The organism is Bosea sp. NBC_00550 (assembly GCF_026020075.1).
Taxonomy (GTDB): domain Bacteria; phylum Pseudomonadota; class Alphaproteobacteria; order Rhizobiales; family Beijerinckiaceae; genus Allobosea.
Window position 1 is genome coordinate 2,060,642 of record NZ_CP102772.1, and the last position, 13,463, is coordinate 2,074,104.

Genomic DNA, 13,463 nt, shown 5'->3' on the forward strand with positions numbered 1-13,463 from the left:
CGCATAGACACGGAATCGACTTGTGCAACGATCCGGCCGGGGATCGCTGGCGACCGTCGGCTTGAACCGACACCGGAGGCATCCCGGCCGAGACCCGGCACGCCATCGCCCTGATCCCGGCTCCGGATGTATCGCTACAGCCAGCAGCGGAGTAGAAGCGGCGCCTAAGCTGCCGATTCTCTGAAGAAACAACCGACTATGACTCCCCAGATCGCGCTGACCGACGCCGAGGACGATGCTCTTCGCGACGTCCTCCATAACGGCCTGCGAAACTACAACGACGAAAAGATCGGCCGGAACGATCGCCAGACGCTGACGATCCGCGTCGATGATCCCGAGAGCGGCGAGCCGATCGGCGGGCTCATGGGCCGCAGCTCGCTCGGCCTGCTCTCCATCGATTTCTTCTATCTGCCGAAGAGCCTGCGCGGCTCGGGCGTCGGCAGCCGCATCCTCGCCATGGCGGAGGAGGAAGGCCGGCGGCGCGGCTGCAGCAAGGCCGTGCTCTACACCATCAGCTTCCAGGCGCCGGAGTTCTACAAGAAGCTGGGATGGCAGGTTTTCGGCGAGATCGCACCGAAGCCGCCCGGCGCGACCCGGGTCTACCTGACCAAGGACCTCTGAGCGCTCAAGCGCCGTTCTCCCGCTCGCGAAAGGCCTTCCGCGCCGCCGAGACCTGCGGGTAGTAGGTCTCCGCCCAGACCCAGACCCCGCAGAAGGCGGCGCTGAGCTCGCGGCCGAGCTCGGTCAGCGTGTAGTCGACATGCGGCGGGATCACCGGATGGACGGTGCGTACGACCAGCCCGTCGCGTTCCATCTCCCGCAGCGTCTTGGTCAGCATCTTCTGGCTGATGCCGCTGACACTACGCCCCACCTCGGTGAAGCGCAGCGTGCCCCGCTCCTCCAGCGCTTCCAGCACCAGCATCGTCCACTTGTCGGCGATCTGCGCGATCACCTGGCGCACCAGCGACTCCACGGCCGGGCTCACCGGCGGCAGCGCGTCGCTCCTGGCATGCATCGCCCCCATGGCACTGCGGATCGCCTGCATCCGACACTCTCCTTTTGGTGCGTATGGAACTTCTACGCGCCTTCTTTCCATTGAAGAGTAAGGGTGCCAACTGGTGTCACGCAACCACGAAAGGGACTTGCGATGCATATCACCGGAAACACCATCCTGATCACCGGCGGCGGCTCCGGCATCGGCCGGGCGCTGGCCGAGGCCCTCCACGCCAAGGGCAACCAGGTCATCATCGCGGGGCGTCGCGAAAGCGTCCTCGACGAGGTCACCGCAGCCAACCCCGGCATGGCATCGATGCTGCTCGACATTCAGGACAAGGCCGATATCGAGGCCTTCGCCAGGCAGATCGTCGAGCGCTTTCCGAAGCTCAACGCTGTCCTCAACAACGCCGGCATCATGAAGCCCGAGAACGTTCCGGCCGCCGATAATCTCGCCATCGCCGAGGAGACGATTGCGACCAACCTGCTCGGTCCGATCCGCCTCACCACGGCGCTGCTGCCGCATCTGCTGAAGCAGCAGAATGCGACGGTCCTGACCGTCTCCTCCGGACTCGCCTTCGTGCCGCTGGCGGGAACCTTGACCTACAGCGCTACCAAGGCCGCGATCCATTCCTGGTCGATCGGCCTGCGCGAGCAGCTCAAGAGTACGTCGGTCGGGGTCATCGAGATCGCCCCGCCCTATGTGCAGACCGAACTCCTCGGCCCGCACCAGGCCGTCGATCCCGCCGCGATGCCGCTGGCCGATTTCATCGCGGAAGTGATGACGATCCTCGAGACCCGGCCGGACGCCGCCGAGGTGATCGTCGAGCGCTGCAAGCCGCTGCGCTACGCAGAGGCGACAGGCACCTTCGCCAATGTCTTCGCCGCGCTGAACGCCCAGCACGCCTGAAAACAAGCGCAACCTTAGGGAAGGGGCGTGGCGAACCCTCTCCTGCACTGTTCGGGTAAACATGCTAATCCCATAAACATGTTTGCATTATCAATAGGATACGATGCTATGCGCGATATTCCAGATTGAAAGGTAGATCATAGGTAGCATCCAATCCCCCAAGCGACCTCGCGACCTCGCGAGCCGCGAGTGTGAGTTGGCGAGCCTGGCAGCGCGTGCCAGCACCCCGGGTTCGTCGAACAGCGATGTTAACGGGCCGGCCGTCGCAGCCGGCATAGTCATCAGCATGTAACATGCCGGCGAGGCCTCGCAGATGCTACTCGAATGTTCGCCCGAGCAATCGCGGTCTACGCGGAACGCACGGACATTCAAACGATGCGGCCACGACTTTGCTGAGCAGTTGAGCCAGTCGAGCGGTCGAGCGCGCACCCAGTTGGGCTTCGCTTTCACACTTCGCGCCACCCGTCTCCGGTGCATCGATGTCAGCGATGCGGATCTTCTCGCCTCGGTAGCGAAACGTATCGCCATCGATCACGCCTTCCGAAGCGGTCGTAAGGCCGCATTTCGCGAAGAAGGCCGTGCGGCTGGCGGGTTCGATCTCAGAGGAGGCGCGCGGTCTAACTACGCCCACGCCAGTCGATGCCCTCACTCCCGACACCGCAAAGCTCTGCAAGGAAGTCCGGTTCGTAACCAGGGCCCCGATCTCTAAACCCGCTACGAGGCCGAACGCAGCAAGACGCAGGCCCGCGCGGCGATACCACTTAAGCCGCCATATCTTTACGCTGCACTCAGCCTAGGGGAAAGATGGCAGGGAATGAACGAGGTACCGATAACCGACTGTCTCGAATTTTCATGAGCTGTCGAAACCTATTCGGCGATAGGCTCGATCGTCCTCGCGTCGTCATCACCCTGACCGGACTTGTTGACCTGCGTCGAGACGATCCACTCCCGAAGGTAGGGCGGCTTCTGACGGAGGATGTCCTGCCGGCCGCACCGCTCATCCATGCATCGAACTGCAAGAGATGGACGGCATGTGACGTTGCCCCTCGGTTCTAATCCGGTTTGAAGTTCGTTCTGGCCCATTGAGAGGACCAGGACATGAAGCGCAGCCGCTTCTCGGAAGAGCAGATCATCGCGATCCTGAAGGAACAGGAGACCGGGGTCTCTGTCGCTGATCTGTGCCGCAAGCACGGTGTGAGCGACGCCAGCATCTACAAGTGGAAGGCGAAGTTCGGCGGGATAAACGTGTCGGAGGCCAGGCGCCTTCGAACGCTGGAAGACGAGAACGCGAAGCTGAAGCGAATGCTGGCCGATGCGATGCTCGACAACGTCGCGCTGAAAGATCTGCTGGGAAAGAAATGGTGACGCCCGCCGCCGAGCGGGAAGCCGTCGCGCATCTCGTGGAGCATCACGCGATGAGCGAACGGCGGGCGTGTAAAGCCATCGGCTGCTGCCGCATGACCGTCCGATACCAATCCGCGCGCCCTGACGATCGCGCTCTGCGGGATCGCATGATCGCGATCGCCCGCGAGCGCCGACGCTTCGGGTACCGGCGTCTGCATGTTCTGCTCAAACGCGAAGGCCATGCCGTGAACCACAAGCGGCTCTTCCGGCTCTATCGTGAGGAAAAGCTGACGGTGCGTCGGCGCGGCGGGCGTAAACGGGCCATCGGCACCAGAGCGCCGATGCTGGTGCCCCTCGGGCCCAACGAGCGCTGGTCGCTCGACTTTGTCTCCGACCAGTTCACCGATGGCCGCCGCTTCCGGATCCTGACCATCGTGGATGACTGCACGCGCGAGAACCTCGCGTCGTCGCCGACACCTCGCTATCGGGGCTTCGGGTCGCTCGCGAACTCGACCGCGTGATCGCTGAGCGCGGCAGGCCAAAGATGATCGTCAGCGACAACGGCAGCGAGTTCACCAGCAACGCGATCCTGGCATGGGCGGATCAGGCTCGCGTCGAATGGCACTACATCGCGCCAGGCAAACCGATGCAGAACGGCTTCATCGAGAGCTTCAATGGCCGCCTGCGTGACGAACTGCTCAACGAGACACTGTTCTCGTCCCTGCCGCAGGCGCGAACGGCATTGGCCAACTGGCGCGTCGACTACAACACCGCACGCCCTCACTCGCAGCTCGGATGGCAGACCCCCACGGCGTTCGCCTCGACCTTCACCCCGCGCCGGGCCTGACGCTGCGCTATGCGACAGCACAGCACTAGAGCTCGTCGCTTCACCAGCCCGAACGGGCTCCACAACCGCCAGAAACGAACTCAGCGCTGGATAAAAACTGGGGGCAACGTCAGGTGGGGCTGGATGTATCTGTCGACCGTGCTCGACGACTTCTCGCGTTACATCATCGCCTGGAAGCTGTGCAGCACGATGCGCGCCGAGGATGTCACCGACACGCTGGATATTGCATTGGCCGCTTCAGGCTGCGACCGGGCCCATGTGCGCCACAAGCCCAGGCTGCTCAGCGACAACGGCCCGAGCTACGTCGCCGGTGAACTGGCGAATACATCGAGGCTCAGCGCATGAGCCATGTGCGCGGTGCTCCCTTTCATCACCAGACCCAGGGCAAGATCGAGCGCTGGCACCAACCCGGAACTCCCGCTACGGACCGAGCGGCACGTCGCTAATTCGATCGCCACCATCCGCACCCGCCTGAACAGGGCCCTGTCCCAGCGCCTCGAACGATGTCCATGCTGCCAACGAACCAGTCGGTTATTTATGACACAGTAAGACTAGGCGCCTGATTTTAGTCGATCCCTGGCGTGCGGACCGCCTCGGGAGGCCTTACTTCGCCGAATATATTGCATACTCGCCCTGATGGCCGATCGCCGCATGGCGCTCTGAGTCGAAAGGGGCGTCGCGCGCGGAACTTACGATGTAGTAGGTGATCCCCTCCGCGCGCATCGCGTTTTGCAGCGCCTCGAGATCGGGCGCTCGATTGAGCCTGTCGAGCACCGCGAGCCGCCGGCGGGCTTCTTCTCCCCTCGCCCCACCGGCAACGAGTAGAGATTGCGGACGAGAGATATAGGCCGGCACGCCGCTGAGCGCCACGAGGTGCGCCGCGTCATCGGTGTTCCTGGAATTGGGGGACTGGCGGGCCACTACGAAGCGAGGTTTGGCGCCCCTGACCGTGGACAGCAAGGGCGCCAACTCCACGAGTTCGTTAGGCACGTGCTGATCGTAAAAATCCTTACCCCAAGCCATGCGCGGCCGTTTTGCCGCGCTGATTGTGATGTTGAGAAAACAAAGGGATAATATAGCCGCCGCAACGATCGCTACTCGCCCCCGAACCGTCGGAGTCCGAGCCATTGGCCCAGCCGCGGCGATCGCACCCAAGCGTAGGGTCCATATCGCTAGGATCACCACAAGCAGAGGGCCTGCACGATGGCGAAACTCGGAGAAATCGCCGTCCGGCGGCGTCGGCGCGAGAAGCATCATCAAGGCAGCCACCGCCAACAGGATCCACGGTAAACTGTCGACCGCTTCAAGCCGCCCCTGTCGACGAATCACCAGCGACAGGACAACAAACAGGGGAAGCCACCACCCAGCTGTCTCCATAAGCGCGAAACCCACTCCAACCAGTCCGGCGCCCCAGCGACCGATGTGTGGCTGCAGCGATGGAACGAACCCCTGAAGATTCGCGGGACCTTGGTCGCGGTGCGCGAACTCGATGTAGGAAAACAGGAACCCGCCCGCGTCCGTTCGCAACGCCTGCGAGGAAAGCGCGGCCAACAAGAGGACCAGCCCGAGCAGCCCCAGCAACGTCATCCCTTGCTTCGACCTCATGGCGAAGTGCCGCCAGCCGACAACCGCCCCCAACGCCACTGTGGGAGCGAGCCAGACGAAGGTATTGAGCCGCACCAGCGCGCAGCTCGCGGTCAATGTCAGGGCCAAGAGGAGCGACGCCGGGCGCTGGTCTCGCATCCATCGCACCAACACAGCGAGAGCGGCGCAGGCGACGCCAAGGCTGTAGGCCGTGCCAGGCGCCGTTTCGAGCAGCCAGTCGAAACAAAACAATCCGTTGCCGAAGCCGAAGCGTCCAGTGTCCGGAACGGCCGCAATCGCCATCAACGCCGCAGCGGCTAGGAAAGGCCCCTCGAGCACAAGCCCGAGCGCCGCCACGCCGCAGGCCATAATAAAAATGCCGAACGGAAGCCACGACAGCATCGTCGCGTCGATCGGTGAGACGCCGGCGATGGCCGGAAGAAGCGCCGCGGGCAGGTAGCTCACGTAATGGTAGATCGCTCGCGGCATATCCGCCATGTACACCATCCCTCGGCCGACCTCGGCCGGAGCCGAGAATTGCGCGAGGCTCGCCGCGTGCAACAACCCGTCTGACCAAAACGGGAACTCATTTTTGGTGTGGAACACACGCATGCGCGGTCCGATATCGGCTGCCCAAAGGAAAGTGTAAAGGCTAGCAAGAAGCGTCAGGCCGACCGTTTGGATTATGGGCGGCTGTGCGTCTTCGTGTCGTGCAAGTGCAAAGCCCAAGGCCGCGGGTGCGACAAAAAACGCCGCGACCACCGACAGGCCCCCAGGGATCAAGACGTCGCTTGCGAACAACGCGTGAGCAATCGCAACGAATCCGAGGGTCAACGCAAGAAAGGGCTCAGCCGTCTGGCCGAAGACGCGGCAAATCAGCAGGCCGGTTCCCTGCATTAAGACCAGCAATGTGAGAAGAACGAGATGCACCTGCCAGCCCAGATCAGGCGAAATAGCAGCCATCGCGACCGCGCCGGTCAACGGCAAGATGATTGCATTCATCTGGGAGCGACCGATCGTTGCGTCATGCAGTCAATGGGATCGCGACATGCGCCGACCCACATGTGGAAGCCAACTAGCGAAAAGCCGTTCAGAGCCGCTCCAGTGGAAAGAGGAGCATGCGAAGGGGCGGCGAAGGTTCGAAGGAACGCGCCGAAGCCCTCGGAGCCGAAGCAGTCAAGATAGCGTGTGCCACCGAGGAGGTGCGCGACGTCGTCGTAAGGGGGGGGCAGGGCGAGAGCGCGGTGCACTAGGGAGTGACGGATGTGGAACGCACTGGCGACGAGTGAGATGAGAGCCGCGGTGAGACATAGCGAGACTGAGGTGTCTGGTCTTCGGCCCGGTTGATGGTCAGAATCCATGGACATCTGTGACTCACCGTCGTTTCTTCGGCAATGTGCTGACCACGCGGCGCAGGATCAGAAACTGAAGCGGAAACGCAGTTAGGATGACGACGATCATGGCGATGGAAGCTGGCGCGCCGGACAGGTCCACCAGCAAAGCTAATACGACAATTCCATAGAGATATTGGACTGCATAGGTAAAAATGACCGCAAAGCCCATCCTGACAGTGTATTCTCGCCGAAATACGAAGTAAGAATTGAAGATGAAGGCGATAAGTATTCCGCATGCGTAGGTCACTGTGTAGGCGATACGATAGCTGGTGAACCTTAAGAGAACAAGGAAAAGCAGGTAGGTGACGGCGGTATTCAGTGCGCCTGAAAATAGAAACCGTTTGAACTGCCGGGCTAACTCGAGATGATCGAGTTGACGAAGATAATTAAGCACCGGATACCGTGATTTTGAATTCTTCGTAGGATCGTATATAGTCTTCGGAACTGTATTCCTCCGAGGCAAATACCAGAAGTATCGCGTCGTTCGTGTAGCGATATTGGGTTCCCCAGACCATAGCGGGCATGAAGACGCCGAGATCGGGACGATCCAGCAGTACCTCGGTGCGGCTCCTGCCGTCGTCCAGCAGAACGCTGACAGAACCTCTCAGGCAGACGAGGAACTGATGGCAGACCTTGTGCGCATGCTCTCCTCGAACCTCCCGCGAGGGGACGTCATAAACGACGAAATAGCGCCTTGGTTGAAAAGGGATATCCTTCTCGAATTCGCAGACGGAGAGTCTGCCGCGCATATCCACCACGGTCTTCAACCGATGCAGGGTTGCCCGGCCGACACCGACGTCGGTAACCAGTTCTTGAGTTTGATCTGGTGAGCCCGCTGCCGTCTGCGCGCTCGCTTGCTGCTTAGTCTGGGCATAGCCTACGATGCGTGCAGGATTCCCCACCACGATGGCATTCGGCGGCACGTCACGCGTCACCACGGCGCCGGCCCCTATCATGGCACCACGTGCGATCCGCAGCCCCGGCAGGATAGTCGCATTGGCGCCGATGGAAGCATCATCCTCAATGATCGTCCTCAGGAACCCATCCGGATACTGGCGCGAGCGGGGGAACCGGTCATTCGTGAACGTTGCGTTGGGGCCTATGAAGACACGATCTCCAATCTGCAAGCCGTCCCAAATTTGAACGCCGCACTTCACGGTGACGCTATCGCCGAGCGTGACATCGTTCTCGATGAAGACGTGGTCACAGATATTGCAATCTCTGCCGATCCTTGCGTGCTGAAGGATGTGGGCGAAGGCCCAGACGCGGGTGCCTTCGCCGACGTTGGCGCTCTCGCAAATCCCTGCGGGATGGACGAAGAACGCGCTCTCATTACGGCTCATGCGGTTTCTCCACTCGCGTCGCGAAACCCAGCGACCGCGGATCGATACGTTCTATCTTGCTGATGACCCGAAGTGGTCGGCGCTTTGTGTTTTCGAACGTGCGCCAGAGATAGGAGCCGATTACCCCCTGAACGGCCAAGGTCGAAGAGCCCATGAATACGATCAGCAACGTCAATCCCGTGTAGCCGGGTTCCGTGATCAGGCCGAACAGGCGAGCGAACATCACGAAAATTGCGAAGCACAGGCTCAGCAGGCAACCGGCGATACCGATCCAGAGCACGGCAAGGATGGGGACGTCGGAAAAGGAGAATATACTGTCCATCATATAGCGTAGCCGCCGCGAGAAATTCCAGGCACTCGCCCCTTTCATTCGTGGGCGACGCTCGTAAGGAACGAAGACGCGGCGGTAGCCCACCCAGAACAACTGGGCGACGAGCGAGCTGTTTGGCTCGGAAATCTCGAGAAGCGAATTCATGACGGCCCGGTTGCACGCGAAAATGTCGACGCCGCCCTTGGGAATGTCACGAATTACCATCTTGCGGTAGAGCCACCAAAAGGCATTCGATAGCGCATTCTGGATTGGGGAATCGTGGCGTCCGGAACGCTTACCGAAGGCGATGTCGACTTCGCCGCTCTCCAACAGGTCGAAGAACTCTCGGATGAGCTCCGGGGGCTCTTGAAGATCCGCAGCCATGACCGCAACGAAATCACCACCCGCGATCTCGATCCCGGTCCGGATTGCGGTGAATGAACCGAAATTGCGGCTGTGAAACACGATGGTCGCAGGACAGCCTATCTCGTCGAGCCGATCCCTCAGGATTTCACCAGAGCGGTCGGGCGACCCGTCGATCACGAAGACGATCTCGATGTCGCCGGGCTCGCGCGCGAATTTCGCGAGTACCGGGATCAGGTCGTCGATATTCTCTTCGTTTCTGTAGACCGGAATGACCAGAGAGCGATGCGGCCTATCTTCCGCCAGCGCAGGGCCGGACGAGGTACCAATCAAGGCTGCCATTCGGAGAGCGCCTCGCTGACCTTATCGATCTCCTCATCCGTCGCTCCAGGGAAGCAAGGGATCGTCAGCAGACGTGCGACGCTTTTACGGGAGACGGGAAGTCCGCCCGGCGCCTGCCCCTGCGGCAAGCCGAACCAACCTGGCTGATCGCAGTCTAGGATCGGGTAGTGGATGTCAGTAGCGATCCGCCTATCGGTCAGGTGTCTGCGCAGCCGATCGCGCTCGTCACACAGGAGGATAGCCAGATGTCCCGCCGACCCATGCGGGCTGCGAACCAACGATACGCCCTCCGGCAGAGCCTTCGTATATCGCTTGAGGATCTCGATTCGCCGCGCGTTGTTCTGATCGAGCTTGGGGAGCAGGGCCGCAAGGATGGCGGCCTGTACTTCATCCAACCGCGAGTTGCGCCCGCCGGGGCGTGTGATGCTATACTTGTCGCGCCAGCCATACTGGCGGAGCGCGTTGCAGGTTTTCGCAAGTTCATCATCGGACGTGACGATGGCTCCCGCATCGCCAAAGGCACCGAGATTCTTGGTAGGATAGAAGCTGAAGGTGGAGATATCCGCGAGACTTCCCGCCATCCGGCCGTTGAGGCGGGCCCCGTGAGCCTGCGCGCAATCCTCCAGGATTGAGACCGATCCGAAGCCGGCCTCGTTCATCTTGGTGCGCAGCATTGCAACGTCGACCACTCCGCCATACAGATGCGTCACGATCACCGCAGCGGTCCGGACGCCGAGCGCGGATACGATTGAATCTAGGTCCGCGAGCTGCGACTCCTCGACGATGTCGGCATAGACGGGCTTCAGGCCGACGAGCCGCGCAGCTATAGTCGAGTAGCCGCCAGCGTTTGCCACCGTGACAACCTCGTCCTTTGACGTTCCGCGTGTCGCCACGAGCGCGCGCAAGGCAATTTCAAGGGCATCGGTGCCGTTGGCCACGCCGATACATGTCTCAACGCCGAGATAGTTTGCGAAGGCTTCGCAGAAAATGCGTGTCCGCTCTCCGTTGAGCCACCAGCCAGAGGCCAGAACCGCATTCACGGTTGCCGAGATGGCATCGGAGTTGGCGTCGTAATTCCGCCTTAGGTCATTGAGCGGAACAAACAAGGCACTGGAATGTTCGCTCATTACGATCCCTAATGTCGAGTTGGTCGCCCAGCCCGATCGACTTGAAGGTAACGGAACTTGCGCCTGCCGCCCCTGCGAATTCCACTTGTCCGGAGGCTTCTTGCCTTGACGGAATCCAAAACGCAAGAAGCTAGGCCGTCGACTCATTACCGCGTAGCCAGATCGCGAGCTAGAGGCTTGCGAAGAAGTTCTCCGCGAGCTTGTCGTAGCGTGTGGCGATGCGGCGGAGCTGTTTGATCTTGTTGAAGAAGCGCTCGATCAGGTTCCTGTCCCTGTAGAGGTGGCGGCTGAAGCACATCGGGTCCTTCCGATTGCTCTTGGGCGGGATGTTGGCCCGGGCTCCGCGTTCACCGACGAGGGCGCGCAGGGAGTTAGCGTCGTGGCCCTTGTCGGCCATCATCGCGCCGGGAGCGAGATGGCCGATCAGGTCAGCGGCGCTGGCGATGTCGCTGGCTTGCCCCGCCGTCAGCTTGAGCTGGATCGGGCGCCCTTGCACCGCTTCACATCGGACAGATCGCACCAGACCGACAGCAGCAGCGCATTGAAAATCGAAAGCGGAGGCCAGGCCGGCTCGCCCTTCGTGGCCCGATAGAGGGGATCGAGCAGCACTGCGATCGGCTTTCAGTCGATCAGCCCATCAAGTTCGTCGAGCGACGACGCGCCCCGCCATCGGGTCGCAAAACCAAGCTGCTCCTGACCAATCGAACGATGCGCCATCGTCGCCGTCCGAACTGGAAAGCGCAATCAAATCAGAAATCAAGAACGCCGTCTACGCCTACCCGCGCACAGGTCTCATCACTAGCTCGCCGACATTACAGGGATAACCGCGTGTGTGGCGGAACGCGCACCGTCATTGGGCTACTTGCGCGTTCGCTTCCTCACGGCGCTTTTGCAGCCATGCCTCATGTTCCCGGATAATCTCGTCCCAGTTTCTGACCGCGGAATCCCCCGTCATCAAGCAACGTCGTATGCCGTAATCATATGAGCGTCCGGCCAGAACTGAAGACGCTAGCCGGTCCATAGCGTAAGATCCGGTCACAAGTATCATAACAACTCCCGCAAACCCATACACGGCAAACATGCTGAACGGCAGATCATAGCACCGAAAGTACGGCAGCCTGGCGAGCGCGATCACCGAAAAGATTGCGATGGGCACAACGTTAAATCTCGTTTCGACTGCAGAAACTCCGTTAAGCGCCGTTATGCCGAGCACTGAGAGCGCGATGAATGCCAGCACCAGAGCATACCTGTTCGCTTCATCGCGGCGATGCTCACGAAACAACGATCGTACGTAGGTTAACGCTCCGATCAGGCCGCCCAGATTGATGGCCCAATAGAGCACGCGCAGGGCGGCACCGTATGGGGGGTTTAAATCGCGGACATACGTAAACAGGTTCGTGACGCTGAATGCGTTGAAGACGTGTGCCAGGACTGTCGCGGAACCTGCGAGTGGGTGCGCGAGATACCACCGCCCCCCCCCCGCCCACTGGCAGCTGCCCCTGGAATAAGGGGTTAATGTAGTACCACGGACCCGCTATGTCTCCTGTGACCAGCGTGTCATATTTCCAGAGGAAGACGCCGTACGCCGCCTGAAGGTCGCCAAGCCTGCAGACCGGGAAGATAGTTGCCGTACCGTAAAGAGAAAGATTGTAGACCAGTTGAGGCCCCCAGACCAGGACGCCCGCAGCAATGAACGCGCCTGCAACTGCGAGCGCGTGACGGTGCCAATCTCCTCTGGAGCCCTTCCATGCCATAACGGCAATCGCAACCGAGAGGTACCACGCGACCACGACGGAGACGTTAGCCGGACGGACCATCAGCATCATCGCCGCAACGAACCCGGCTGAGATGAGAGACGCTACGGTGGTTGTGCTCGTCTCGGCTGTGCAGATCCTCACCGCAAGAGCGGCAAGGAACACGTAGAGGGAGAGCGATAGGCCCTCCGTTAAGGCATCCGTTATTAGCGAGATGACGAGGGGATTGAGCAGAAGTCCCGCGAGCACGGCGAGCGCAAGCCGAAAGCTGAAAGCAGAGACGAGGCACGCAAGCCATAGCACGGCGGCCAGAAAGATTGCGTATTGCGCAATACCGGAAACCAGAGCGAGTGCACCATGGTCGTATCCGGATACGAAGGTCAGCAGATAAAGGAACAGGGGGTAGCCATAGGTGCGGATCGTTCCAAAGTCGTAAAAGGGGCCATGCTCGCGGAAACGAACTGCGTAGAACTGATATGCTGAAGAGTCGGCGGTGTTACTGATGCTCGAGTAAATCTGATGATGCGTGAGGAAAGCGGCAGCGAGGGCTAGCGAGGCAGTCACGATAAGCGCCATCGGGGCGCGCAAGCGAGGGGCGGTCGCCTTGACGAGTGGCAGACGGGTGTTGGGGATAGTTCTCGCAGACAATGGAGGCGCCCAATGGACCAGACGGAACAACGCGAGCACACATTGCGCATTGCAAGTACGTTGGCAAGGACGGCGATTGAGGTGCAAGGGTATCGGCGATCGACTTTGGAATTAGACCCCATGATCGCGGAGTGAGCTGACTGGGTCGGCGGCCTCTCCGGCGCGGATATCGCCCTCGATGCGATAGAGTTCTGCGATGCGCGCGAGCCCTTTCCGAAGCGATCCGCGCCGGGCCTGATTGGGCCAGTTCGTAGAACTTCCGCCGGACAGGATGGCATGGATGCCCCCGCTCGCCCAGCCTCGCGCTTCGTGTGACGTTGGCAAGGGAGCTCTGACCACAGGAGAGCGCCATGCCGAACGATGTTGCCCGCATCAGTGCGACGCGACAATCACGATGCGAGTTGCGCGACAATCAAGGAGAGAATCGTCGAGGGGCGCGACAGCGCAGGGCGTAGCCCGTAGCTGTCGCGCCCCTCGACGAAGGCGAGCTTCTTTCGGTGCATC

10 protein-coding genes and 3 pseudogenes are annotated in these 13,463 nt (G+C 61.0%); 4 read left to right on the forward strand and 9 right to left on the reverse strand.

From position 1 onward, the window contains the following. The first annotated feature begins 198 nt into the window (after nucleotides 1–198). Nucleotides 199–621: a GNAT family N-acetyltransferase gene (locus NWE53_RS09830; protein ID WP_265054129.1), complete on the forward strand. Its 423-nt coding sequence runs from the start codon at nucleotides 199–201 to the stop codon at nucleotides 619–621. A 4-nt stretch (nucleotides 622–625) separates the two neighbouring features. On the opposite strand, the gene NWE53_RS09835 is transcribed toward NWE53_RS09830, so the two are convergent. Continuing rightward, nucleotides 626–1,045 (reverse strand): winged helix-turn-helix transcriptional regulator, encoded by a 420-nt coding sequence (locus NWE53_RS09835; protein ID WP_442865000.1) that lies wholly within the window; start codon nucleotides 1,043–1,045, stop codon nucleotides 626–628. Between the two features lie 102 nt (nucleotides 1,046–1,147). Here NWE53_RS09835 and NWE53_RS09840 point away from each other — a divergent pair, with 102 nt between their 5' ends. The 3 genes and pseudogenes from NWE53_RS09840 to NWE53_RS09850 all read left to right on the forward strand — a co-directional run. Then, nucleotides 1,148–1,903, forward strand: a complete 756-nt coding sequence (locus tag NWE53_RS09840; protein WP_265054130.1) for an SDR family oxidoreductase — start codon at nucleotides 1,148–1,150, stop codon at nucleotides 1,901–1,903. A 1,098-nt stretch (nucleotides 1,904–3,001) separates the two neighbouring features. Next, nucleotides 3,002–4,188 (forward strand): annotated as a pseudogene (locus tag NWE53_RS09845) (IS3 family transposase). Between the two features lie 14 nt (nucleotides 4,189–4,202). Next, a pseudogene (locus NWE53_RS09850) lies at nucleotides 4,203–4,501 on the forward strand (DDE-type integrase/transposase/recombinase); the annotation flags it as partial. A gap of 196 nt (nucleotides 4,502–4,697) precedes the next feature. Here NWE53_RS09850 and NWE53_RS09855 read toward each other — a convergent pair. The 8 genes and pseudogenes from NWE53_RS09855 to NWE53_RS09885 form a co-directional block, all read right to left on the reverse strand. Further along, nucleotides 4,698–6,680 (reverse strand): hypothetical protein, encoded by a 1,983-nt coding sequence (locus NWE53_RS09855; RefSeq protein ID WP_265054131.1) that lies wholly within the window; start codon nucleotides 6,678–6,680, stop codon nucleotides 4,698–4,700. Between the two features lie 372 nt (nucleotides 6,681–7,052). Then, complete coding sequence (locus NWE53_RS09860) at nucleotides 7,053–7,466, reverse strand: GtrA family protein (protein WP_265054132.1); 414 nt, start codon at nucleotides 7,464–7,466, stop codon at nucleotides 7,053–7,055. After that, nucleotides 7,459–8,415: a WxcM-like domain-containing protein gene (locus NWE53_RS09865; protein ID WP_265054133.1), complete on the reverse strand. Its 957-nt coding sequence runs from the start codon at nucleotides 8,413–8,415 to the stop codon at nucleotides 7,459–7,461. Before NWE53_RS09865 ends, NWE53_RS09860 begins: the two co-directional genes overlap by 8 nt. Next, nucleotides 8,405–9,430 carry a glycosyltransferase family 2 protein gene (locus NWE53_RS09870; protein WP_265054134.1) on the reverse strand — a complete coding sequence of 342 codons (1,026 nt, stop codon included), beginning with the start codon at nucleotides 9,428–9,430 and terminating at the stop codon, nucleotides 8,405–8,407. Before NWE53_RS09870 ends, NWE53_RS09865 begins: the two co-directional genes overlap by 11 nt. After that, a complete protein-coding gene (locus NWE53_RS09875) occupies nucleotides 9,418–10,557 on the reverse strand; it encodes a DegT/DnrJ/EryC1/StrS family aminotransferase (protein WP_265054135.1) in 1,140 nt (379 codons plus the stop codon). Before NWE53_RS09875 ends, NWE53_RS09870 begins: the two co-directional genes overlap by 13 nt. A gap of 169 nt (nucleotides 10,558–10,726) precedes the next feature. Further along, nucleotides 10,727–11,050, reverse strand: a pseudogene (locus NWE53_RS09880) (transposase); the annotation flags it as partial. Further along, the gene (locus NWE53_RS30165; protein ID WP_472841031.1) at nucleotides 11,023–11,166 is read right to left on the reverse strand and encodes a transposase; all 144 of its coding nucleotides are present in this window, start codon (nucleotides 11,164–11,166) and stop codon (nucleotides 11,023–11,025) included. The pseudogene NWE53_RS09880 and the gene NWE53_RS30165, both read right to left, overlap by 28 nt. 662 nt (nucleotides 11,167–11,828) lie before the next feature. Then, nucleotides 11,829–12,887: a hypothetical protein gene (locus NWE53_RS09885; RefSeq protein ID WP_265054136.1), complete on the reverse strand. Its 1,059-nt coding sequence runs from the start codon at nucleotides 12,885–12,887 to the stop codon at nucleotides 11,829–11,831. Nucleotides 12,888–13,463: the final 576 nt, after the last annotated feature.